This is a genomic window from Kitasatospora sp. NPDC059973 (assembly GCF_042737525.1).
Classification (GTDB): domain Bacteria; phylum Actinomycetota; class Actinomycetes; order Streptomycetales; family Streptomycetaceae; genus Kitasatospora.
Genome location: NZ_JBHWUI010000062.1, coordinates 1 through 20,863, shown reverse-complemented (window position 1 = coordinate 20,863; position 20,863 = coordinate 1). Strand labels below are relative to the sequence as shown.

19 protein-coding genes and 4 tRNA genes are annotated in these 20,863 nt (G+C 75.3%); 12 read left to right on the top strand and 11 right to left on the bottom strand.

The features are described 5' to 3' along the window. Window positions 1-74: 74 nt before the first annotated feature. A complete protein-coding gene (locus ACFWA9_RS18600; RefSeq protein WP_329489018.1) occupies window positions 75-995 on the top strand; it encodes a zinc-binding dehydrogenase in 921 nt (306 codons plus the stop codon). 98 nt (window positions 996-1,093) lie between these two features. Further along, window positions 1,094-2,179 (top strand): alpha/beta hydrolase family protein, encoded by a 1,086-nt coding sequence (locus tag ACFWA9_RS18595; protein WP_380388304.1) that lies wholly within the window; start codon window positions 1,094-1,096, stop codon window positions 2,177-2,179. Window positions 2,180-2,205: 26 nt separating this feature from the next. Here ACFWA9_RS18595 and ACFWA9_RS18590 read toward each other — a convergent pair whose 3' ends face one another. Then, window positions 2,206-2,739: a Uma2 family endonuclease gene (locus ACFWA9_RS18590; protein WP_380388302.1), complete on the bottom strand. Its 534-nt coding sequence runs from the start codon at window positions 2,737-2,739 to the stop codon at window positions 2,206-2,208. A 203-nt stretch (window positions 2,740-2,942) separates the two neighbouring features. On the opposite strand from ACFWA9_RS18590, the gene ACFWA9_RS18585 reads away from it, so the two are divergent. Further along, window positions 2,943-4,241 carry a hypothetical protein gene (locus ACFWA9_RS18585; RefSeq protein ID WP_380388300.1) on the top strand — a complete coding sequence of 433 codons (1,299 nt, stop codon included), beginning with the start codon at window positions 2,943-2,945 and terminating at the stop codon, window positions 4,239-4,241. Window positions 4,242-4,296: 55 nt separating this feature from the next. On the opposite strand, the gene ACFWA9_RS18580 is transcribed toward ACFWA9_RS18585, so the two are convergent. Both ACFWA9_RS18580 and ACFWA9_RS18575 read right to left on the bottom strand, forming a co-directional pair. Next, a complete protein-coding gene (locus ACFWA9_RS18580; protein WP_380388299.1) occupies window positions 4,297-5,013 on the bottom strand; it encodes a response regulator in 717 nt (238 codons plus the stop codon). Beyond that, the gene (locus ACFWA9_RS18575; protein WP_380388297.1) at window positions 5,010-6,281 is read right to left on the bottom strand and encodes a sensor histidine kinase; all 1,272 of its coding nucleotides are present in this window, start codon (window positions 6,279-6,281) and stop codon (window positions 5,010-5,012) included. Before ACFWA9_RS18575 ends, ACFWA9_RS18580 begins: the two co-directional genes overlap by 4 nt. A 265-nt stretch (window positions 6,282-6,546) precedes the next feature. On the opposite strand from ACFWA9_RS18575, the gene ACFWA9_RS18570 reads away from it, so the two are divergent. Next, window positions 6,547-8,757 (top strand): MMPL family transporter, encoded by a 2,211-nt coding sequence (locus tag ACFWA9_RS18570; RefSeq protein ID WP_359805552.1) that lies wholly within the window; start codon window positions 6,547-6,549, stop codon window positions 8,755-8,757. Window positions 8,758-8,943: 186 nt separating this feature from the next. Here the strand turns inward: ACFWA9_RS18570 and ACFWA9_RS18565 are convergent. The 4 genes from ACFWA9_RS18565 to ACFWA9_RS18550 form a co-directional block, all read right to left on the bottom strand. After that, window positions 8,944-9,017, bottom strand: a tRNA-Phe gene (locus ACFWA9_RS18565). Between the two features lie 27 nt (window positions 9,018-9,044). Then, window positions 9,045-9,118 (bottom strand) — tRNA-Asp (locus ACFWA9_RS18560). A 56-nt stretch (window positions 9,119-9,174) separates the two neighbouring features. Then, window positions 9,175-9,247 (bottom strand) — tRNA-Glu (locus tag ACFWA9_RS18555). Between the two features lie 113 nt (window positions 9,248-9,360). Then, on the bottom strand, window positions 9,361-9,702 hold the full coding sequence (locus ACFWA9_RS18550; RefSeq protein WP_329489024.1) for a metallopeptidase family protein: 342 nt from the start codon (window positions 9,700-9,702) through the stop codon (window positions 9,361-9,363). 70 nt (window positions 9,703-9,772) lie between these two features. Between ACFWA9_RS18550 and ACFWA9_RS18545 the strand changes: the two genes are divergently transcribed. The 5 genes from ACFWA9_RS18545 to ACFWA9_RS18525 all read left to right on the top strand — a co-directional run bounded on the left by ACFWA9_RS18545 (window position 9,773) and on the right by ACFWA9_RS18525 (window position 15,336). Next, window positions 9,773-10,249, top strand: a complete 477-nt coding sequence (locus ACFWA9_RS18545) for a fluoride efflux transporter FluC (RefSeq protein WP_380388295.1) — start codon at window positions 9,773-9,775, stop codon at window positions 10,247-10,249. Between the two features lie 61 nt (window positions 10,250-10,310). Next, window positions 10,311-10,685, top strand: coding sequence for a fluoride efflux transporter CrcB (crcB, locus tag ACFWA9_RS18540; RefSeq protein WP_329489026.1), 375 nt, complete (start codon window positions 10,311-10,313; stop codon window positions 10,683-10,685). Between the two features lie 308 nt (window positions 10,686-10,993). Next, window positions 10,994-11,794: a hypothetical protein gene (locus ACFWA9_RS18535; RefSeq protein ID WP_380388293.1), complete on the top strand. Its 801-nt coding sequence runs from the start codon at window positions 10,994-10,996 to the stop codon at window positions 11,792-11,794. A gap of 195 nt (window positions 11,795-11,989) precedes the next feature. Continuing rightward, the gene (locus tag ACFWA9_RS18530) at window positions 11,990-14,332 is read left to right on the top strand and encodes a DEAD/DEAH box helicase (protein WP_380388291.1); all 2,343 of its coding nucleotides are present in this window, start codon (window positions 11,990-11,992) and stop codon (window positions 14,330-14,332) included. Between the two features lie 155 nt (window positions 14,333-14,487). After that, window positions 14,488-15,336, top strand: coding sequence for a TIGR02452 family protein (locus ACFWA9_RS18525; RefSeq protein WP_380388289.1), 849 nt, complete (start codon window positions 14,488-14,490; stop codon window positions 15,334-15,336). A gap of 34 nt (window positions 15,337-15,370) precedes the next feature. Here ACFWA9_RS18525 and ACFWA9_RS18520 read toward each other — a convergent pair whose 3' ends face one another. Both ACFWA9_RS18520 and ACFWA9_RS18515 read right to left on the bottom strand, forming a co-directional pair. Continuing rightward, the gene (locus tag ACFWA9_RS18520) at window positions 15,371-15,706 is read right to left on the bottom strand and encodes a hypothetical protein (RefSeq protein ID WP_380388287.1); all 336 of its coding nucleotides are present in this window, start codon (window positions 15,704-15,706) and stop codon (window positions 15,371-15,373) included. Between the two features lie 239 nt (window positions 15,707-15,945). Then, the gene (locus tag ACFWA9_RS18515) at window positions 15,946-17,067 is read right to left on the bottom strand and encodes a hypothetical protein (RefSeq protein ID WP_380388285.1); all 1,122 of its coding nucleotides are present in this window, start codon (window positions 17,065-17,067) and stop codon (window positions 15,946-15,948) included. A gap of 139 nt (window positions 17,068-17,206) precedes the next feature. Here ACFWA9_RS18515 and ACFWA9_RS18510 point away from each other — a divergent pair, with 139 nt between their 5' ends. Further along, window positions 17,207-17,653 carry an RICIN domain-containing protein gene (locus ACFWA9_RS18510; RefSeq protein WP_329489032.1) on the top strand — a complete coding sequence of 149 codons (447 nt, stop codon included), beginning with the start codon at window positions 17,207-17,209 and terminating at the stop codon, window positions 17,651-17,653. 42 nt (window positions 17,654-17,695) lie between these two features. On the opposite strand, the gene ACFWA9_RS18505 is transcribed toward ACFWA9_RS18510, so the two are convergent. Both ACFWA9_RS18505 and ACFWA9_RS18500 read right to left on the bottom strand, forming a co-directional pair. Then, the gene (locus tag ACFWA9_RS18505; protein ID WP_380388283.1) at window positions 17,696-18,424 is read right to left on the bottom strand and encodes a tyrosine-protein phosphatase; all 729 of its coding nucleotides are present in this window, start codon (window positions 18,422-18,424) and stop codon (window positions 17,696-17,698) included. 56 nt (window positions 18,425-18,480) lie between these two features. Then, window positions 18,481-19,257 carry an SDR family oxidoreductase gene (locus tag ACFWA9_RS18500; RefSeq protein ID WP_380388281.1) on the bottom strand — a complete coding sequence of 259 codons (777 nt, stop codon included), beginning with the start codon at window positions 19,255-19,257 and terminating at the stop codon, window positions 18,481-18,483. 127 nt (window positions 19,258-19,384) lie between these two features. Here ACFWA9_RS18500 and ACFWA9_RS18495 point away from each other — a divergent pair, with 127 nt between their 5' ends. Both ACFWA9_RS18495 and ACFWA9_RS18490 read left to right on the top strand, forming a co-directional pair. Next, on the top strand, window positions 19,385-20,119 hold the full coding sequence (locus tag ACFWA9_RS18495) for a DNA polymerase beta superfamily protein (RefSeq protein ID WP_380388279.1): 735 nt from the start codon (window positions 19,385-19,387) through the stop codon (window positions 20,117-20,119). 87 nt (window positions 20,120-20,206) lie between these two features. Then, window positions 20,207-20,279, top strand: a tRNA-Lys gene (locus ACFWA9_RS18490). Window positions 20,280-20,863: the final 584 nt, after the last annotated feature.

Sequence of the window (20,863 nt, the reverse complement as noted above, 5' to 3'; positions counted from 1 at the left end):
GGGCGGTCGCGGTCTGCTGGGACCACGAGCTCGGCCGGACCGGCCGGCGAGGGGGAGACGGAGGGCCGAGGGCCATGAGGGCGCTGACACCGACCGGACGGGCGGACGCGACGGTGGCGTTCGCGGAGGTGACGCAGCCGCGACCGGGACCGGGCGAGGCCCTGGTGAAGGTCGAGGCGTTCGCGGTGAACCGCGGCGAGACGTTCCAGCTGGAGGCGCCCCGGCCGGGCTGGCGCCCCGGCAAGGACATCGCGGGCCTGGTCGTGCAGGCCGCCGCCGACGGCTCCGGGCCGGCCGTCTGCCGCCGCGTCGTCGGCCACCCGCCGGCCGGCGGCTGGGCCGAGTACGTGTGCGTGCCGGTCGGCTCGCTCGCCGAGATCCCGGACGGGCTGGACGCCGTCCGCGCCGCCGCCCTGCCGCTGGCCGGTCTCACCGCGCTGCGGCTGCTGCGCACCGCCGGTGCGCTGGCCGGCCGCCGGGTGCTGCTCACCGGCGCCTCCGGGGGCGTCGGCCACTACGTCACCGAGCTGGCCTCGGCGGCGGGCGCGGAGCTGACCGCGGTCACCGCCTCGGCGGAGCGCGGGCGGCGGCTGGTCGAGCTGGGCGCGGCGGAGGTGGTCCACTCGGTGGGCGCGGCCCGCGGCCCGTACGACCTGGTGCTGGAGTCGACGGGCGGCGCCGACCTGCCGCTCGCGCTCGCCCGGCTGGCCCGCCGGGGGACGCTGATCTGGTTCGGCCAGGCCTCCCGGACCCCGGTGACGCTGGACTTCTTCGACTTCTTCGCCGGGCCGGAGTCCGCCACGCTCCGGCACTTCCACTACACGGACTCCGACGTACCCGACGGTGAGGACCTCGCCACCCTGGTCCGCCTGGTGGGGGAGGGGCGGCTGACCCCGGAGGTCGGCCGGGTCGCGCCCTGGGCGCGGACCGCCGCCGTGCTGACCGATCTGCGGGAGCGGCGGATCCGGGGCAAGGCCGTCCTCACCCTGCCCTGAGCGCCCTGAGCGCCCTGAGCACGCCCTGAGAGCCCCGAGAGCCCGTCCTGACTTCGCCCGACCGTGCACCACCGACCATGAGATGAGCGTGCTCCCCGATGACCGGCTCCCCCGACCTGTCCTTCCTCGACCACCCCGACCTGCCGGCCGCCCTCGTCGAGGAGAACCGCCCGCGGGCCACCGGCGCCGGCCTGGACCCGCACGAGTACACCCGGGTCACCTCGGCGCTGCGCTCCGCACAGGAGTGGCCCGAGGCGTTCCGGGCGGCCGGCCGGCGGCACCGCGCCGCCGCCGACCGCGCCGCCGCCGAGGGCCGGTCGGTGTCGGCCGGCGAGGCCTACCGGAGGGCCGCCCGCTGGTTCCACTTCGCCGGCCTGCTCCCGCACCCCGATCGAGCGGCGGCCGGCGCGACCGCCACCGAGGCGGACGAGGCGATGCGGGCCGCGCTGGCCCACCTCGAACCGACGGCCGAGCGGATCGAGGGCGAGTCCTTCGTGGGCTGGCTCCGCCGCCCGGTCGGACCCGGCCCCGCACCGCTGGTGATCGTCGTCCCGGGGATGGACTCCGGCAAGGAGGAGTTCCACGCCGTCGCCGAGGCGCTGCTGGCGCGCGGTACGGCCGTCCTCGCCCTGGACGGCCCGGGGCAGGGCGTGCTGGCCGGGGCCGCCGCGCCGGAGCCGGACTACCACCGGGTGGTCGGCCGGGCGATCGACGCGATCACCGGGCGGGAGGGCGTGGACACCGGGCGGATCGGCGTGACCGGGCTCAGCCTGGGCGGCTACTACGCGGCGGTGACGGCCGCCCGCGAACCGCGGATCCGGGCGGCCGCCGTGGTCAGCGGCCCCTACCGGCTGGACTGGGACGCCCTGGTCCCGTTCGTCACCGCGACCCTGACCCAGCGCTGCGGGAGCGCGGACGCCGCCCGCGCCTTCGCCCGCCGGGTCGACCTGACCGCCCTGGCCCCGGAGATCACCGTCCCGCTGCTGGTCGTCGAGGGCGGCGAGGACCGGATCCCCGGTGTCACCAACGCCGGGGCACTGGCCCACCGGGCACCCCGGGGCGAACTCCTGCACGTCCCGCACGGCAACCACCTGCTCGGCAACGCCCTCGCCGACTGGCTCCCCGCCACCGCGGACTGGCTCACCACGGAGCTGACCCGTCCGACGGAGACCCGAACAGCCTGACGGGCGGCGCGGGCCCCGGCGCCCGCTCAGTACGGCAGCAGGTCACCCGTGACCAGGTCGAAGCCGAACGGCTCGGGGATGTGCAGCGCCTCGCCGAAGTCGACGTCCTCGCGGCGGTGGTACTTCGTGCCGTCGGGCCGGCTGAACAGGGTGACGGTCCGTTGCCCGGCGTCGATCAGCAGATAGAGCGGGATGCCCATCTGGGGGTAGTCGCGGACCTTGCCGACCCAGTCGTTCTCGGGGTTCGAGGGGGAGACCAGTTCGACGGCGACGGCGGCGGCCTCGGCCGGCACCTGATGGTCGGTGGTCTCCAGCACCTCGCTCGGAAGGTACGTGAGATCGGGGTTGCGGCTCTTGCCCACGGCGGGTGAGACCAGGTCGGTGTTCTCGCTCGGCAGCAGCTCCAGCGGGGCGTGCGCGTCGAACTGGCGGCGGATCAGCAGCAGGTTCCGCTCGGCGCGTCGCGTGGTCCGGACGCCGATCGGCCGGGACCGTCGAAGGGCCGTTGACCTGCGGTGGAGCCGGTGGAGCGAGATCGCCCGAAGATTCTTCGAATCCACCTGCAACCCGGGCGGGGGTCACACGTCTAGTTCAGTGAGAGGCACGGAAGGTGGGCCACCTTCCGAAGGCGGGGGGGATCCCTCGCCCGTGACCCGGTGGTTCACCGGCCCCGTCCCGGCCACTCACTCACACATCCAGTCTTCGCCGGCGTCGCCGGGCCTGTCCTCGGCATGCCCGCAACCGGCACGTTCCAGGGGGAACCATGTCCAGCACCGCCCGCGTCAGCCGTTCGCGCCGCACCGCCGCCCTCGCCGCCACGCTCGGAGTCGTCGCACTCGGCGGCTCGCTGGCCCTGCCGACGCAGGCGTTCGCCGACGAGGTGAAGGGCGCGAAGCTGTCGGTCCAGGCCCCGGCGTCGGTCGGCTTCGCCGGGCAGCCGGTCGCGTTCACCGAGACCATCACCAACACCGGCGAGAAGACCACCGACTTCCTGCTCGAACTGGACACCACCAGCGACCTCGGCACCCCGTCGGACGCCATCACCATCGACTACCGGAACCCCACGACCGGCAGCTGGGAGTCCGTCCCGCTGTCGTTCCAGTCCGGCCCCGGGTCGGCCAGCTACGAGGGCAGCGTGCCGGGCATCACCGTCGCGGCCGGCCGGACGGTCACCGTGGACCTGCGCATCGGCGCGCCCATGGGTCTGCCGCACGACGGGGCGACCAACGGCGGCTTCGACTCCATCGGCCTGCGCTCCGTCGTGACCGCGCCCGGCGGCTGGGTCAAGCTCGCCGAGCAGACCAGGACCATCGGGGTCGACTCCATCCGCACCTCCCTCGCCTCCGTCCCCGACACCGCGGTCGCCGGCGGTGCGCCGATCGAGTTCGACGCCGTCCTCACCAATGCCACCGCGTCCGGCTACGTCAACCTCGGCAACGTGCTCTTCAGTGACCCCCACGCCACCGTTCAGATCCGCAAGGCCGACGGCACCTGGGACACCCTCGCCAAGGTCACCGGTGACGAACTGTCCGGCGTCTACCTCCAGGGCCGCAACTCCGGCATCGCCGCCGGCCGGACCGAGACCACCCGGGTCCGGGTCGCCTACGACGTGAACACCCCGCTCGGGGCAACCCGGCTCAGTCCCTGCCTCTTCGTCAACGAGGGGGACACCCCGTTCAAGGGCACCACCATGTGCGAGACGGACAGCACCGTCACCGTCCTCGCACCGGCCCCGACGCCGACCGCGACGCCCACCGCAGCGCCCACCACGGCGAAGCCCGCCGCAGCGAAGCCGGCCACGAGGAAGCCCACCGCCCCGGCCGCGGTCAAGCCCGCCGCCGAGGTCAAGCCGGCCGCCGCCCCGGCCGCTGCCGCCGCGGTCGCCGCCCCGGCCCCGCAGGCCCCCGCCCCCGCCGCGGTCGCCCCGGCCGCCCAGACCACCGGTGAACTCGCCGCCACCGGCTCCGGGTCCGGCACCGCCCCCGCGATCGCCGCCGCCGTCCTCGCCACCCTCGGCGCCGGCGCCGTCCTCCTCGGCCGCCGCCTGCGCCGCCGCTCCTGAGGCGTCGACGCACCGGTGCCTCCCCGACCCACGGCCGGGGAGGCACCCGCGCGTGCTACCCGGGCTGGTCCCCGGCCGTCGCCCGCGCGGTGACCAGTCCGGACTCGTAGGCCGCGATGACCGCCTGGGCGCGGTCCCGGACGGCGAGCTTGTCGAAGATGCTGGTGATGTAGTTCTTGACCGTGGAGACGCTGATGTCCAGCGCGCGGGAGATCCCGCCGTTGTCGAGGCCGGTGGCCATCAGGCGCCACACCTCGACCTCGCGCGGGGTCAGGTCGCCCAGACCGGTGGGCGCCGGCCGCGGACCGCCGGGGGCCCGGACGTAGGTGGAGATCAGCCGGGTGAGCAGGCGCGGCGCGACGGCGGCCTCGCCCGCGTGGACGGTGTGGATCGCCGCGGCGAGGTCCTCCGGCGAGCTGTCCTTGGGCAGGAACCCGTAGGCGCCGGCGCGCAGGGCGCCCACCACGTACTCGTCGAGGTCGAAGGTGCTGAGGGCCAGGACGCGGCAGCCGGGCACGGTGGCGGCGAGTTCGCCGGTCGCGCCGACCCCGTCGAGGACGGGCATCCGGATGTCCATCACCACCACGTCCGGGCGCAGCCGTCGGGCGAGGGTGACGGCCTCGGCGCCGTTCTCGGCCTCCCCGACCACCTCGAAGGACGGGTCGGGGGAGAGGATCAGTGACAGGCCGCGCCGGACCAGCGGCTGGTCGTCCACGATCAGCACCCTGATCCTCGGCGGTGTCGTCGGCCCCGTCGTCGCCGTCCCGGTCATCGGTACGCCCCTTCCTGTCGGACGGCCGCCCCGGCCGTCCGGTCCGTGTCACCCGCGTCGGCCGCTTCAGCCGCGTCGGCCGTGTCGTTGCCGGTCAGCGGCAGGTCGGCCAGCACCGCGAAGCCGCCGCCGGCCTGCGGACCGACGGTGAGGGTGCCGCCGTGCAGGGCGACCCGCTCGCGCATGCCGATCAGGCCGTAACCGCCCGGACCCGTCGCCGGCGTCCGCTCCGCCGGTACAGCGCCCCCGCCGTCGTCCCGCACCTCGACGGTGACCCCGTCCCGGCGGTACGTCAGGTGCACGGAGGCACGGGCCGGCCCGGCGTACTTGCGGGTGTTGGTGAGGGCCTCCTGGACGATCCGGAACACCGTGAGGCCGACGGTCGGCGGCAGCGGACGCTGCGGCCCGCGGACGACGAACTCGGTCGGCAGCCCGCCGAGCCGGGCCTCGCCCACCAGGCGGTCGAGGTCGTCGGCGCCGGGCTGGGGCGGCGACGGCGCGGCCTCCGGTTCGTCGCCGGCCCGCAGCACGTCGAGCAGCTGGCGCATCTCGCGCAGCGCGAGCCGCCCGGAGGACTCCAGGGTGACCAGGGCCTCCCGGACCACCTCCGGACGGCCGAGGTTGGCCCGGGCGCCCCCGGCCATCAGCTGCATGGTGGTGATGTGGTGGGCCACGATGTCGTGCAGCTCCCGGGCGATGCGGCGCCGTTCGTCCGCCACCGCGCGGTCGGCGAGGAGCTGCCGGTTGGCCGCCACCTGCCGCTGCCACTGGTTCACCGCCAGCGCGGTGCCGACCACGATCAGGGTGGAGAGGACCGCGCTGACGGTGGCCTCCCAGGTCGGCGTCCGGCCGTGGCTCTGGCTCAGCAGCGTCAGCGTCACCGTCGCGACGGCCGCGACCGCCGTCACCCGGCCGGTGCAGGCCCGGGCCGCCGAGAACAGGGCGACCACCAGCACGGACCCGAAGTGGACGGGCAGTGAGGCCGTCAGAGAGGAGGCCGCGTCGAGCACCAGGACGGCGGACAGCACCGCCCCCGGGTGGCTGCGCCGGGCGAGCAGCGGCAGGGCCGCCAGCGCGACGAGGAGGAACCCGAGCACGCTCACGGCGTGCCGGCCGTCGGGGTAGGCGAAGAACACGTAGCTGAGCAGGTTCATCGCGCAGGCCCCGCCGGTCACCAGCGCGTCGTTGCGGGTCCACGGCGGCTCGAAGCCGTCGGCGTCCAGCGGCTCCCGGGCATCGCCGGGCCCGCTCCCTCGGTTCCTGGGCATCTGGGTACTCCCCCTGCGTCCGGCCTCCTGTCCCCCCGACAGCCTCGCACAGCCGCCGCCGTGCGCGGACCCGCCCGACGGCCGGGGACGGGGCCCTGACCAGGACCAGGGTCCTGGGTGCGGGCCCGGGCGGGAGCGCGGGCCCCGGTGCGGATCATCCGCCGCCACGACGCCCGGAGGGCCTGCGCGGTGATGGTCTTGAGACCGGTCGGGGAGTCCGTCCCCGGCAGGCATCCGCACTCAAGTCCGTCCGTCGGAGGACATCGTGATCCGCGCCCTGACCGGGTACTCCACCAGACATCCCTGGAAGGTCGTCGCCCTCTGGGGCGTGCTGGCCGTCGTCCTGACCGCGCTGGCCCCGATGCTGATGTCCCGCGTCACGCAGAGCCAGACCGCCGACTTCCTGCCCCGCAGCTACGACTCGGCCGCCGCGATGCGGATCGCCGAGGAGCAGTTCGGGCTGAACCCCGACGCCACCGTCGTGACGGTGCTGGTCGCCCGGTCCGACGGCAAGGCCCTCAGCGCGGCGGACCAGACGCGGGTCGAGGCCGAGGCGGAGAAGCTGGGCAAGCGCCGGGTCGCCATGCCTAGGGCGGACGACGAGCCGACGTTCCTGCTCCCCGACCGTTCCCAGACGCCCCGGATCGCCCCGGCGATGGTGGCGCCCGACCGGAGCTTCGAGCTGCTCTCGGTCGAGCTGGTCGGGAACGCCGCCGACCAGGGCGTCCAGGGCGTCTACCGGGCCTTCCGGGACGGCACCCGGACGCAGTTCGCCGAGGCGGGGATGCGCACCGGCTTCACCGGCGGCCTCGCCGACGCCGTCGACTCCGCCGACTCCCACAAGACCGCGTCCACGGTCGGGGGCGCCGTGGTGATGGGGCTCATCGTCCTGCTCAACGTGCTGGTGTTCCGCAGCGCGCTGGCCGCGGTGCTGCCGCTGCTCGCGGTCGCCCTGATCGGCGGCGTGGCGGGCGGGGCCGTCGCGGGGGCCGCCCTGCTCACCGGGCTCAAGCTGGACGCGGGCACCCCGGGGCTGATCAGCGTCGTCCTGCTGGGCATCGGCATCGACTACATGCTGTTCCTGCTGTTCCGCTTCCGCGAGCACCTGCGCGCCCGGCCCGAGCAGCCGGCCCGGGAGGCCGCCGCGCAGGTCTCCGCCCGGGTGGGTACCGCGATCACCTCGGCGGCGCTGACCATCGTGGCCGCGTTCGCCACGCTGGGCCTGGCCACCTTCGGGCAGTTCCGCTCGATGGGCCCCGCGATAGCCGTCGCGGTCCTGGTGATGCTGCTGGGCAGCCTCACCCTGCTGCCGGCGCTGCTCGCCGTCGCCGGGCGCAAGATGTTCTGGCCCTCCAAGGCGCTGCTCCGCGAGCCGCGCGACCGCCGCGCCGCCCGCTTCGGCGAACTGGTCGCCCGGCGGCCGCTGCTGATGCTGGCCGCCTCCGTCACGCTGCTCGCCGCACTGGCGGCCGGGACGATCGGCCTGCGGATGGACTACGGCCGGGGCGACTCCGGCCCGCAGACCGCGGCGGCGGCCACCGCGGTCGAGATCTCCCACGCGTTGCCTGCCGGCGTGTCGGACCCGACGAGCGTCTACGTCACCGTCACGGACGGGGGCACCCTCAGCACGGACCGGCTGACCGGCCTCTCCGGGGCCCTCGCCCGGGTCGACGGCGTGGGCCAGGTCGCGGCCACCGTGCTGAACCAGGACCACCGCGCCGCCCGGATCGACCTCTACCCGACCGTCGACCCGCAGAGCCCGGAGGCCCGTGACCTGGCCTCCGGCCCGATCCGGGCCGCGGTCGCCCAGCACACGCCCGCCGGGACGACGGCCCACGTCGGCGGCACACCGGCGATCTTCGCCGACGTCTCGGCCGCCGTCGACCACGACCTCAGGATCGTCTTCCCGGTCGCGGCCGCGCTGATCGCGCTGATCCTGCTGCTGCTCCTGCGCAGCCTGCTCGCCCCGGTGGTCCTGATGCTCTCGGTCGGCCTCGGTTTCGTCGCCACCCTCGGCGCGGCGACGCTGCTCTTCCAGCACGCCCTCGGCGAGCCGGGCATCAGCTTCACCCTCCCCCTGGTGCTGTTCCTGTTCGTGGTGGCACTGGGCACCGACTACAACATCCTGATCACCGACCGGATCCGCGAGGAGATGCAGCGCCCGGGCCCGGCCCGGGGCGCCGTGGCCCGAGCGGTCCGGCACACCACACCCGCCATCGCGATGGCCGGACTGGTGCTCGCCGGCTCCTTCGCCACCCTCGCCACCACCCCGGGCAGCGAACAGGTCGCCTTCGCGATGGCGCTCGGCATCATGCTCTCGGCACTCGTGCTGTCCCTGGTCCTGGTCCCCGCCCTGGCCGCCCTCCTGGGCCGCTCCCTCTGGTGGCCGGTCCGGCCCCGCCCCGCGGCGGTCGCCCACCCCCGGCACGCGGCGGCCGGCGCCGCGCGGGAACCCGAGCGGATCTCGGCCTACTGAGGCCCCTCCCGGCCGGGAGCTGGAGGACCGGCGCGCACACCGCACTGCACTTCGCCGACGGGGCGGGTACTCGGATCGAGTACCCGCCCCGTCGGCGTGCCCCGGCGCCGCCGGGCAGGGCCGCGGCAGGCACGCAAAAGGCCCCGGAGAGCGAACTCTCCGGGGCCTTCCTGCTGTTCGCAGCTGTGGCCAGGGCCGGGGTCGAACCGGCGACCTTCCGCTTTTCAGGCGGACGCTCGTACCAACTGAGCTACCTGGCCGTACTGCACCGTCTCTTGCGAGACGAGCGATCCCGACGGGACTTGAACCCGCGACCTCCACCTTGACAGGGTGGCGAGCTAACCAACTGCTCCACGGGACCTGGTGTGGATTGCTCCACATAGGTCTTGCGCACTGCACTTTACTACGGTACTGCTGTGCCCCCAACGGGATTCGAACCCGTGCTACCGCCTTGAAAGGGCGGCGTCCTGGGCCACTAGACGATGAGGGCTTGCGGCCTGTCCGGCTGTTTCCAGCGTTCGGGGACGTCGAGAAGCATATGGGATGTCGGGCGGATCGCCAAAACGACTTCGGCCCGGCCGGGTGGCGGGCCCGGCGGGCCGGTCAGGACCAGCCGAGCTCGTCGAGCTCGTGGTCGTCGAAGCCGAAGTGGTGGGCGACCTCGTGGATGACCGTGGTGCGGACCTCCTCGACCGCCTGCTCGTGGGTCTCGCAGTGCCGCAGGGTCGGGCCCCGGTAGATGATGATCCGGTCGGGGAGCACGCCGGCGTACCACTCGCCGCGCTCGGTGAGCGGGGTGCCCTCGTAGAGGCCGAGGAGCTCCGGGTCGGCGGGGTCGGGCTCCTCCTCGACGAACACCGCGACGTTGTCCATCATGGCCGCGAGTTTCGGGGGGATCCGGTCGAGGGCGTCGCTGACGAGCGTCTCGAAGTCTTCCCGGGTCATCTCCACCGGATCATTGTCGGGTCTGCGGTGACGGTGTGCCAGGCGGTGGAGGCCGGTGTTTCATGGGCCCATGACGACATCGGAGGGCGGGCCGGGCGCGGCGGCCGACGCGGCGCCCCCGCGCCGGGAGCCGGTGCTGCGCGGGCAGGGGCCCGCGGTGGCGGCGGTCGCGCTGGGCGGCGCGATCGGGGCGTCGGCGCGGTACGGGGCCGGTCTGCTCTGGCCGACCGGGCCGGCCGGCTTCCCGTGGACCACGCTGGTCGTGAACGGGACCGGCTGCGCGGTGATCGGGGTCTTCCTGGTGGTGGTCACCGAGGGGCGGCCCGCGCACCCGTTGCTGCGGCCGTTCTTCGGCACGGGGGTGCTGGGCGGGTTCACCACCTTCTCCACGTACGCGCTGGACATCCGGCAGCTGCTGGCGCACGGGCGGCCCGGGGCCGGGGCGGCCTACCTGGGGCTGACGCTGCTGGTGGCGCTGGCCGCGGTGGGGGCGGCGGCGGGGATGACGCGCCGTCTGCTCCCGGGCGGGGTCCGGAGGCCGGGGTGAGGCGGCCGGCGGGGTCGGCCGGGGCGCCCGCCGTTCAGGCGCCGGAGGAGGGGGCGGGGCGGTGAACTGGTTGCTGGTGGTGGCCGGGGCGGTGGTCGGCGCGCCGCTGCGGTACCTGACCGACCGGGCGGTGCGGGCCCGGCACGACTCGGCGTTCCCGTGGGGCACCTTCACCGTGAACGTGGCCGGCTGCCTGGTGCTCGGGCTGGTGACCGGGGCGGTGGCGGCCGGCGCGGCCTCCTCGCACGTCCAACTCCTGCTCGGGACGGGGTTCTGCGGGGCGCTGACGACCTATTCGACCTTCTCCTGGGAGACCCTGCGGCTGGCCGAGGGCGGGGCCGGGCGGTACGCGCTGGCCAACGTGGCGGGCAGCGTGGCGGCGGGGCTCGCCGCGGTGTACGCGGGGGCGGAGGCGGCCTCGGCGCTCTGGGGCTGAGCGGGCCGGGCGGGTCCGGGCGGGTCCGGCACGGTCGTCGGGGATTCCGTCGACGCTCGTACCGGTGTTCGGCGTCGTGGCGAGCGCCGGGCGAGCGTCTTGGCGAGCGCCGGGGTGAGCGCCGGGGTTCGCGCCGGTGGTGTTGCGCCGGGTGGATGGCGCCGGGCGCTTCCTGTCGGGCGGCCCGTGTCCCGGTGCCCGGGGCGCGCGTTGGGCACCGAAAGTGCCGCGCGCGACGGCGGCGGCCCGGGCCCGGGTGGGGCAGTGGAAGAGGGAGCTCGGTGGCGGCGATGCGTTCGGTGCGCGAGGTGGGTGCTCAGAAGGAACGTTCTGCCGGTCGGGCGCCGGTGGTCCGTCCGGCGGTCGACCGGCCGGTCGTGGTGCGGGCCGTGGTGGTCCGGCAGGCGCCGGAGCGCAAGCCCAGGGCGGTGGCGGTGCGCGACGGCGTGGTGCGCGCGGCGGCGGTGCTGGCGGTGGCCGGACTGGGCCTGACCGGGTGCATGTCGGTCGGACCGGGCGCGGACGAGAAGCACGGCACCGTCCCGGTCGGGCAGGCCGGAACGGTGGGCAAGCCCGCGGGCGGCGCGTCGGCCACGCCGGCCGGCGTCCGCCAGGGTGGCGCGTCCGGGCGGCCGGAGCGTTCCGGGAGCGCGCAGCCCGGGAGCACGCCGGGAGCGGGTCAGACCGCGGCGGCGGGCGGGGCGTCCTCGGGCGCGAACGGTGCGGCCGCCGGTGCGGAGGAGGCCCCGGGAGCCGTCCCCGGGCAGGACGCGCCGGGCGCGAACGGTGATGCCGGGGGCGTGAACGCCAGTAGCGCACCCCAACCGGGTACCGGTACCTCGGCCGGCGGGGCGGCGGCCGGTACGGGTGGCACAGGCGGTGCGGGGGCGGCCGGAGGCACCGGCAGCGGCGGTTCCACCGGCGGCACCGGGGACGGGCGCTCCGGCGGCGGCGCCGCGACCCCGCCGGCGGCGACCCCGACCGTCCGGCCGTCGGCCTCCCCCGATCCGAGCCCGGTCACCCCCGCCCCGCCCGCCACGCCGGCGCCCGAGCCCACGCCCGGCAACTCCGGATCTTCGGCCCCGAGCGCCGCTTCGGGCGGCCACTAGCGCGCTGGCCAGTGCATTTGCCTTTGATCCCGAGGTTCCCCTATGGTGGTAGATCGTTCGTTTGATTCATTTGACTGGCGCCCTAATTCCCATCTGGCGCCCTTGGCGCGTACCGGCGATCCGTGGCTGACCGCATAGAGGCGGTTGTGAAACAGAACCCGGACTTTGGCGCGTGCCACTTCCGGAAGGTTTTGCATGTCTCTCGTTGACGACGCCCGCTTCGCCATGCCCGCGAGCGAGTCCGCCGCCGATGTCACCCCCGTCGATGCCCCCGAGGTCGAGCTGATCGACGCCGACCAGGACCTCGACCCCACCGCCGACCAGGACGCCGCCGACGAGGCCGCGACCGAGGAGAGCGCCGAGGCCGCCGAGCCCACCATCACCTTCGGCGACCTGGGCCTGCACGACGACGTCGTGCGCGCCCTCGCCAAGCGCGGCGTCACCACCCCGTTCCCGATCCAGGCCGCGACCATCCCGGACGCGCTGGCCGGCAAGGACGTGCTGGGCCGCGGCCGTACCGGCTCCGGCAAGACCCTCAGCTTCGGCCTGCCGCTGCTGACCCGCCTCGCCGGCGGCGAGCGCACCAAGCCCAAGCACCCGCGCGGCCTGATCCTCGTCCCGACCCGCGAGCTGGCCATGCAGGTCGCCGACGCGCTGGAGCCGTTCGGCTCGGTGCTCGGCCTCAAGCTCAAGGTCGTCTGCGGCGGCACCTCGATGTCGAACCAGATCTACGCGCTGGAGCGCGGCGTCGACGTCCTCGTCGCCACCCCGGGCCGCCTGCGCGACCTGCTGAACCGCGGCAGCGCCAAGCTGGGCGAGGTCAAGACCGTCGTGCTCGACGAGGCCGACCAGATGGCCGACATGGGCTTCCTGCCCGAGGTCACCGAGATCCTCGACCAGGTGCCGGCCGGCGGCCAGCGCCTGCTGTTCTCCGCCACCCTGGAGAACGAGATCGACACCCTGGTCAAGCGCTACCTGAAGAACCCGGTCACCCACGAGGTCGACCCGTCGGCCGGCGCGGTCACCACCATGACCCACCACATCCTCGTGGTGAAGCCCAAGGACAAGGCGCCGATCACCAACGCGATCGCCGCCCGCAAGGGCCGCACGATCATCTTCGTCCGCACCCAGATGGGCGCCGACCGCGTCGCCGAGCAGCTCATCGAGGCCGGCGTGAAGGCCGACGCGCTGCACGGCGGCATGACCCAGGGCGCCCGTACCCGCGTCCTCGGCGACTTCAAGGACGGCTACGTCAACGTCGTCGTCGCGACCGACGTCGCCGCCCGCGGCATCCACGTCGACGGCATCGACCTGGTCCTGAACGTGGACCCGGCCGGTGACCACAAGGACTACCTGCACCGCTCCGGCCGCACCGCCCGCGCCGGCCGCTCCGGCGCCGTCGTCACCCTGGTGCTGCCGCACCAGCGCCGTGGCGTGTTCCGCCTGATGGAGGACGCGGGCGTCGACGCCTCGCGCCACATCCTCGACCACGCCTTCGACGCCGAGGTCGCCAAGATCACCGGGGCCCGTTCGCTGATCGAGGTCCAGGCCGAGAGCGCCGCCGGCATCGCCGGTGCCGCCGAGCGCGAGCTCGCCGACATGACCCGCCAGCTGGAGCGCGCGCAGCGCCGCGCCACCGAGCTGCGCGAGGAGGCCGACCGCCTGGCCGCCCGCGCCGCGCGCGAGCGCGCCGACCTGGGCATCGAGGACGAGGCGCCCGCCGCCGAGGCCGAGATCGTCGAGACCGCCGAGGCCGCCGAGGTTCCCGCGGAGACGGCCGCCCCGGCCGCCGCCGTGACCGAGGAGCGGGCCCCGTCCTACCGCGAGGCGCGCACCGAGCGCCCGGCGTATAACCGTGACCGTGACGACCGCGGTGGCCGCTCCTTCGGCGACCGTGACAACCGCGGCGGTGGCTTCAACCGTGACCGTGACGACCGTGGTGGCCGCTCCGGTGGCTTCAACCGTGACGACCGTGGCGGCCGTTCCTTCGGTGACCGTGACAACCGCGGCGGTGGCTCCGGTGGCTTCAACCGTGACGACCGCGGTGGCCGCTCCTTCGGCGACCGCGACAACCGCGGCGGTGGCTTCAACCGTGACCGTGACGACCGTGGTGGCCGCTCCGGTGGCTTCAGCCGTGACGACCGTGGCGGCCGTTCCTTCGGTGACCGTGACAACCGTGGCGGTGGCTCCGGTGGCTTCAACCGTGACGACCGCGGTGGCCGCTCCTTCGGCGACCGCGACAACCGCGGCGGTGGCTTCAACCGTGACCGCGACGACCGCGGCGGCCGCTCCTTCGGCGACCGTCCGGCCCGCACCTTCGGTGACCGCCCGGCCTTCGGCCGTGACCGCGACGAGCGTGGCGCCGCCGGCAGCAGCAGCCGTCCGTTCTCCCGCCGTGACGACCACCGCTCCGGTGGCCGCCCGCAGGCCTCCGGCGGCTTCAACCGTGACCGCGGCGACGACCGCGGTGGCCGCTCCGGCGGCTTCAACTCCGGTGGCTTCAACCGCGACGACCGCAAGCCGCGCTGGAAGAACTGACCCCGCGTAGCGCGACCGCGCCGACGCCCGACGGGCCCGCTCCACTTCGGTGGGGCGGGCCCGTCCGCGTTCCCCCGCCCGCCGGTCGCCGCGTTGTTCTGCTGGTGAGAATAACCTGTGGCGCGCGGGCGGCCCCGTCCCTTACGGTCACCGACATGAGCAGCAGACTGCATGGCGTGGCGGTGGTGAACGAGGAGATCGCCGAGCGGGGGAGCTACCGGGCAGCCGGGGGCGAGCTCGTCCAGGTGACGGAGCGACTGGCGGCGGCCAGGGCGGGGACGGTGTCCTACCGGCCGCAGACGCTGGACGAGCTGCTGCGGGCGGCGGCGCCCGGGCCCGGTCCGGCCCCGGCGGCGTCGGGGGCGGCGGCCGTCGAGGTGACGGCCGAGGGCAGCATCGCGGCCGCCCGGCGCCTGGTGGCGGCCGGTGCGGGCCGGGTCGGGGTGCTCAACTTCGCCTCGGCGCGCAACCCGGGCGGCGGCTATCTGCGCGGCGCCCGGGCCCAGGAGGAGGACCTCTGCCGCAGCGCCCTGCTGTACACCTGCCTGCGCGAGGCCCCGGACTACTACGCGGCGCACCGCGCCAGTGACGACCTGCGGTACAGCCACCGGGTGATCGTCTCGCCCGACGTGCCGGTGATCCGGGGCGGGCACGGCGAGCTGCTGGCAGAGCCCTACCCGGTGACGTTCCTGACCTCGCCGGCGCCCAACGCCGGCCAGTTGGCACGGCGTTCGGCGGAGGTGGACGTCCGGGGCGTGCTCGCCGAGCGGGCGGTCCGGGTGCTCGCGGCGGCGGCCCGGCACCAGGTGCGCGCGCTGGTGCTGGGGGCCTGGGGCTGCGGGGTGTTCGGCAACGACCCGGCACAGGTGGCGGAGGCCTTCGAGGGGGCGCTGGCGCAGTACGGCGCGGCCTTCGAGCGGGTCGTGTTCGCGGTCTGGGACCGCACGCCCGTCTCGCCGAACCGGGCCGCTTTCGAGGCCAGGTTCGGCGTGGTGGCCGGCTGACGGGCGGCCGCCACCGGGGTCCGGGCGGGCCGGCTCAGCTCCGGCGGGAGCCCAGCACGCTCGCGGCGGTCGAGGCGGCGGCGACCACGCCGGTGACGGCGAGGACGGACGGCCAGGCGCCGATCCTCTTCGCCAGCGGATGCGAGCCGCCGAAGGCCGCCACGTAGAGGCCGGTCAGGGCGGCGGCGGTGGCCGCGCCCGAGCTGCGGTGCCACTGCGCGGCGGCGCCCGCCCCGGTCACGGCCAGGACGGCACCGCCCAGTTCGCGCCGGCCGGTCCACCGGGCGACGCCGTAGCCGCCGACCAGGCCGCTCGCCGCGGTCAGCGCGGCGGGCGCGGCGGTCGAGAGCACGTTCGGGATCCTCGCCATCGTCGACTCCACTCCTCGGCATCCTCGAATCGTCCGACCCTAACCCGCCGGACTCCCGGCCCGGCTCCAAACCGGCCCCGGCTCCCACCCGGCCCCGGCTCCCACCCGGCCCGGCTCCCACCCGGCCCGGCTCCCACCCGGCCCGGCTCCCACCCGGCCCGGCTCCCACCCGGCCCGGCTCCCACCCGGCCCGGCTCCGGGCCGACGGGCGCCCCTACCGGGTGGGGCCGCCCGGACGGCTACCGGAAGGCCTCCTCGAACGGCAGTGCCCGCGCCGCCCGGGAGAGCCGGTCCGCGGCCTCGGCCGGTGCCAGCACCCGCTCCAGCCGGAGGTCCCCCGGCACCTGCTGGATGTACCGGCCCGCCGACCAACTGCGCTCGTACGCCTGCGGCTCCAGCACCAGGGTGCGGAAGCCGTCCACCACCGGGATGTCGCTCGGCGTGCCCTCGTTCCAGATCCACGTCCCGTCGGGCGCGACCAGATTGAACGAGCCGTACGCGGTGACCCGGCGGCGCCCGTCCAGCTCCTCGGTCCGGCTGAGCGCGACGGCCTCCGGGTCCGGCGGGGAGCCGGGCAGGTGTCCGCCGCCGATCAGCACGTCGGCGAGCAGCGTGTGCAACTGGAAGTTGTCGGTCAGACCGTCCATCCGCAGCAGGTAGCCGGTACCGCTCGGGCGGTCCAGCACCAGCAGCGGCTCGTCGTCGAGCGTCTTCGCCAGGTGGGTCAGGCCCTTGAGGTCGTGCTGTCCCTCGCCGTAGCGGTCGATCAGTTCGAGCAGGACGTCCGTCACGCCGTCGGCCCAGGCCGCGGTGCGGACGGCCGCGTGGGTGCAGACCGCGAACGAGGCCATCTGCCACAGGTGGAGCGTCCACCAGCCGATCACCGCCCGGTGGGCGTGCCACTCGCCCGGCCGGTCCGGGTCCTCGATCCGGGCGTGCGCCAGGGCCGGGTCGTCCTCGTCCGGGTCGGGCAGGTCGCCGCCGCCGGTCTCGGCCCAGCGCTCGACCAGCAGCAGCGCGCCGCTCAGCGCTTCGCGCAGGCCCGCCAGCACCTGTCCGGCGCAGGCCACCGGGTCGGCGCCGCGCTCGACGCAGGCGCCCACCATCATCGCCAGCCGCGCCCGGGGGAACGGTGGCAGCTCCGGGAGCAGCGCCGCCAGGCGGGGGCCGACCGCCGCCGACTCGGCCTCGCCGGCCGGGCCCAGCAGCCCGCCGAGCCGTTGGAACGCGGCCGCCACCCGCTCGTCGTCGCCGGCCGCGACGGTTGCCTCCAGTTCGGCCGTCGCCCGGTCGAGGGCGGGTTGCTGACGGTCCGACGGATCCGGGGAGCCGTCGTGCGGGGGAATGCGGTCGGACACCATTCGCCGCAGCATAGGCGCCCGCCCGGTGGTGGCCCGCTACCGGGGGGCGACGAGCCGCCCACCGGCCCGGTCGGCCGTCGGGACTGCCCGGCCGAGCCGTCGGGCACGGGGGCGGCCGCCCCGGTGAGAGACTGCCGGCGTGACTGACCACGTGATCACGGACGGCCTCTACCGGGTGCGCAACGTCGGCAGCGGGCTGCTGCTGGAGGTCGCCGACGGGAGCCGCCGCAGCGGTGCCAAGGTCGTCCTCGGAGCGGAGAGCGGCTCCGAGGCCCAGCTCTGGCGGTTCGGCGCCGTCCACCCGGGTGGCGCCCTGTACCACGTCGAGAACGCCGCCAGCGGGAAGCGCCTGGACGTCACCGGTGCCTCCCCGGAGGACGGCGTCCTGATCCAGCAGTGGTCGCCCAACGCCTTCGGGGCGCAGGAATGGCTCCTCGAACACCACCTCGACGCTCCGGGCACCTACACCCTGACCAGCTTCATCAGCGGCAAGCCGCTCACCGCCACCACCCCCGGCAGTCCGGTCGAACAGCGCGAGGACGACGACTCGCCCGCGCAGTGGTGGCGCCTGGAGCGCCAGGGGTAGGGGGTGCCCCGCGGGCCGCGGCGGGGCGGCCCGCGGGCCCGGTCAGGCCGAGAGGTTGGTCCGGAGGGCGGTCAACTCCTCGTCGGTGGTGCCGTGGGCGTGCAGGTAGTCGGCGAGGGAGCCGTGCCGGGCCCGGATCCAGCTGAGGGACGAGGCCAGGAGCGGGGTGGAGATCGGGCGGGAGACGCGTTCGGTGCCGGTCTCGTCGAGGTAGGGGGTCGGGCCGTCGAGCAGGCCGAGGCCGGCGTTGGAGAGCAGGAAGTCGGCCATCAGCTCGGCGTCGGAGGCGCCCAGCAGGGACTGCACGACCGCGATGGTCAGACCGGTGCGGTCCTTGCCGACGGCGCAGTGCACGACGGCCGGTACGCCGCCGGGGGTACCGAGCCGGCGGATCGCGGCGACCAGCGAGGGGCCGGCGGTCTCGGCCATGAAGGGGTAGAGCTCGGCCTGGTCCTCGGGCCACGGACGGTCGATGTCCTCGCGGTTGGCCGGGAGGGTGGGGAGGCTGAGCGCCTCGTGGTCGAGCCCGAACCGCAGGTCGGGCCAGGTCGCCAGCTCGAAGGGGCTGCGCAGGTCGATCACGGTGCGCAGGCCGAGGTCCTTGAGCCGCTGGGCGCCCTCCGGCGTGAGGTTGTGGAAGGAGCCGGAGCGGTAGAGCACGCCCGTGCGCAGGGCGCCGACGCCCCCGGCGTCGCGGAAGTTGCGCACGCCGGGGATGTCGAGGAACGCGGACGGCAGGTCGGGTTCACGGTCCGGCAGGTCGTCGGTCATGGCCTCCACCGTACGGGCGGGAGAGGCGGCCGGGGAAGGAAACGGACGGCGTCGTCTCAGCGGCCGCCGGAGACGTCCAGGAAGGTGCCCGTGCTGTACGAGGCGGCGGGGGAGAGCAGGTAGAGGATCGCCTCGGCGACCTCCTCCGGCCGTCCGCCCCGCCGCATCGGCAGCCCGGGCGCGACCCGGTCGACCCGGCCGGGCTCACCGCCCAGGGCGTGGATGTCGGTGTGGATCAGGCCGGGGCGCACGGCGTTGACCCGGATGCCCTCGGCGGCGACCTCCAGGGCGAGTCCGCGGGTCATCGAGTCGACGGCGCCCTTGGCGGCCGCGTAGTCCACGTACTCGTTCGGCGAGCCGATCCGGGAGGCGGCGGAGGAGACGTTGACGATGGCGCCGCCGCGCCCGCCGTACCGGGTGGACATCCGGCGGACGGCCTGCTTCGCGCAGAGGAACGGGCCGGTGATGTTGGAGGCCCAGATCCGGTTCAGCCGGTCCTCGTCGATCTCCTCCAGCCGGCACTGCTTCTCCAGCGTGCCGGCGTTGTTCACCAGGGCGGTGAGCGGGCCCAGTTCGGCGTCCACGGTGGCGAACAGCCGCTCCACCTCGGCGGTCCGGGTGACGTCGGCCCGGACGGCGAGGGCGGTACCGCCCCCGGCCCGGACGGCGTCCACCACGGCGGTGGCGGCGGCCTCGTCGGCGCGGTAGTTGACGCAGACCCGGTAGCCGCGCCGCCCGGCCAGCAGGGCGGTGGCCGCGCCGATGCCGCGCCCGGCACCGGTGACCAGGAGGACCTCGGGGCGGTCGGCGGCGGGAGGAAGGGAGGAGTCCATGGTCCGCACGCTACCCCGGTGGCCGGCGGGAGCGGCCGACACCGGTTCGGGGCACCGGAATTCGTTCGCCCCGAGCGGCCCGGGCGGGGCACACTCCTCGGACCGCCGCGACTCCCGAGGAGACCTCATGCCCCCCGCACCCGGCACCGTCCTGCTCGCGGGCGTGGTCGGCTCGACCGCGTACGGCTTCGCGCACGCCGGCTCGGACGTCGACCGGCTCGGCCTGTTCGCCGCGCCGACCGAGGACTTCCACGGCCTGCACCGCCCGGCGGAGTCCCAGGTCACCACCGAGCCCGACACCACCCTGCACGAGGCCGCCAAGTGGTGCCGCCTGGCGCTCACCTGCAACCCGACCGCCTCCGAACTGGTCTGGCTGCCGGCGGACCTGTACGAAGTGCGCAGCCCGCTGGGCGAGGAGCTGATCGCGATCCGCGGCTCCTTCCTGAGCGCCCCGGCCGTCCGGAACTCCTATCTCGGCTACGCCGACCAGCAGTTCCGCAAGCTGCTCGGCCGGGACACCGCGGACCCGGCCGGTCTCCGCCGGGCCGCCAAGCACGCCCGCCACCTGGTCCGGCTCACCGAGCAGGGCGTCCGGCTCCACGAGACGGGCGAGAACGTCGTCCGGCTGCCCGACCCGGAGCGGGTGCGCGCGCTCGGCGACCGCATCGCCGAACACCCCGCCGCCGCCGAGCCGCTGCTCGCCGCCGCCGCCGAACGCTTCGCCCGCCCCGGCGTCCTCCCCCCGGCGCCGGACCCGCGCCCCGCCGAGGCCTGGCTCCGCCGCGTCCGCGCCGCCCACTACACCCCGCCCGCCCAGGACACCCCGCTCGTCCGCACCCCACCCGTCCCGGCCGCCCGCTGAGCCCGGCGCGTCCGCACAATCCACTGGCGGAGGCGTGGGCGCCAACGGGTAGGATCGCCCTGGCCCGCCCCGCACGGGGCGGCCGACGGGCCGCTAGCTCAATTGGCAGAGCTGCGGACTTTTAATCCGTAGGTTCAGGGTTCGAGCCCCTGGCGGCCCACCTGTGAAGGCCCCGGTCAGACACCGTCTGACCGGGGCCTTTCGGGTTTCCGGCAGCGGGCCGCCGGGCGGGCGGGGCGGCTCGCCGCCCGGTGCGCTGGTGAGTGTGCGTCAGGGGTTCGCGGTCCAGCCCGGACGGGTGGTGGGGGTCGGGCGTTCGGCCGAAGTGCCTTGGGGGCCGGGGGAGATGGGGGTGGGGTCCTGGTCGGGGGGCGGGGGTGGGCGAGGCGGCTGGAATAATATGACCGGCTTGTATGCTCCGACAGGGGCTTGTGGTGCCTGCGGGGGCTCCGGGGGACGGGGTGGGAAGGGTCGCGGGGGCGTTCGTCGGTCATTACGACCTTCGTATGTGCAACCTGGGGGCGGCCCGGACCGTCCTTCTTGTATGCGGAGTGCCCGGTCGTGGGGCGTCGCGTCGGCCGGTGAAAGGTACACGGATGTCAGGTCAGTGGGGCGAGGGCCCGGCTCGTGGTGACGACGCGCCCGGCGCGCTCACGGCCGAGGGCGGCGACGGCGGGGTGCCGCAGCCGCGGGCCGGGGGCCGGGCGCAGGCGCGGCGCGTGGCGCAGGGCAAGGGGGGCCGGG

What these genes read in the sequence shown, in the direction of transcription:
- ACFWA9_RS18525 (WP_380388289.1), top strand. Translation starts at nt 14,488, where the DNA reads ATGAGCAGCAGACTGCATGGCGTGGCGGTGGTGAACGAGGAGATCGCC.
- ACFWA9_RS18575 (WP_380388297.1), bottom strand. Translation starts at nt 6,281, where the DNA reads ATGCCCAGGAACCGAGGGAGCGGGCCCGGCGATGCCCGGGAGCCGCTG.
- ACFWA9_RS18530 (WP_380388291.1), top strand. Translation starts at nt 11,990, where the DNA reads ATGTCTCTCGTTGACGACGCCCGCTTCGCCATGCCCGCGAGCGAGTCC.
- ACFWA9_RS18505 (WP_380388283.1), bottom strand. Translation starts at nt 18,424, where the DNA reads ATGACCGACGACCTGCCGGACCGTGAACCCGACCTGCCGTCCGCGTTC.
- ACFWA9_RS18585 (WP_380388300.1), top strand. Translation starts at nt 2,943, where the DNA reads ATGTCCAGCACCGCCCGCGTCAGCCGTTCGCGCCGCACCGCCGCCCTC.
- ACFWA9_RS18600 (WP_329489018.1), top strand. Translation starts at nt 75, where the DNA reads ATGAGGGCGCTGACACCGACCGGACGGGCGGACGCGACGGTGGCGTTC.
- ACFWA9_RS18515 (WP_380388285.1), bottom strand. Translation starts at nt 17,067, where the DNA reads ATGGTGTCCGACCGCATTCCCCCGCACGACGGCTCCCCGGATCCGTCG.
- ACFWA9_RS18550 (WP_329489024.1), bottom strand. Translation starts at nt 9,702, where the DNA reads ATGACCCGGGAAGACTTCGAGACGCTCGTCAGCGACGCCCTCGACCGG.
- ACFWA9_RS18500 (WP_380388281.1), bottom strand. Translation starts at nt 19,257, where the DNA reads ATGGACTCCTCCCTTCCTCCCGCCGCCGACCGCCCCGAGGTCCTCCTG.
- ACFWA9_RS18595 (WP_380388304.1), top strand. Translation starts at nt 1,094, where the DNA reads ATGACCGGCTCCCCCGACCTGTCCTTCCTCGACCACCCCGACCTGCCG.
- ACFWA9_RS18545 (WP_380388295.1), top strand. Translation starts at nt 9,773, where the DNA reads ATGACGACATCGGAGGGCGGGCCGGGCGCGGCGGCCGACGCGGCGCCC.
- ACFWA9_RS18495 (WP_380388279.1), top strand. Translation starts at nt 19,385, where the DNA reads ATGCCCCCCGCACCCGGCACCGTCCTGCTCGCGGGCGTGGTCGGCTCG.
- ACFWA9_RS18520 (WP_380388287.1), bottom strand. Translation starts at nt 15,706, where the DNA reads ATGGCGAGGATCCCGAACGTGCTCTCGACCGCCGCGCCCGCCGCGCTG.
- ACFWA9_RS18580 (WP_380388299.1), bottom strand. Translation starts at nt 5,013, where the DNA reads ATGACCGGGACGGCGACGACGGGGCCGACGACACCGCCGAGGATCAGG.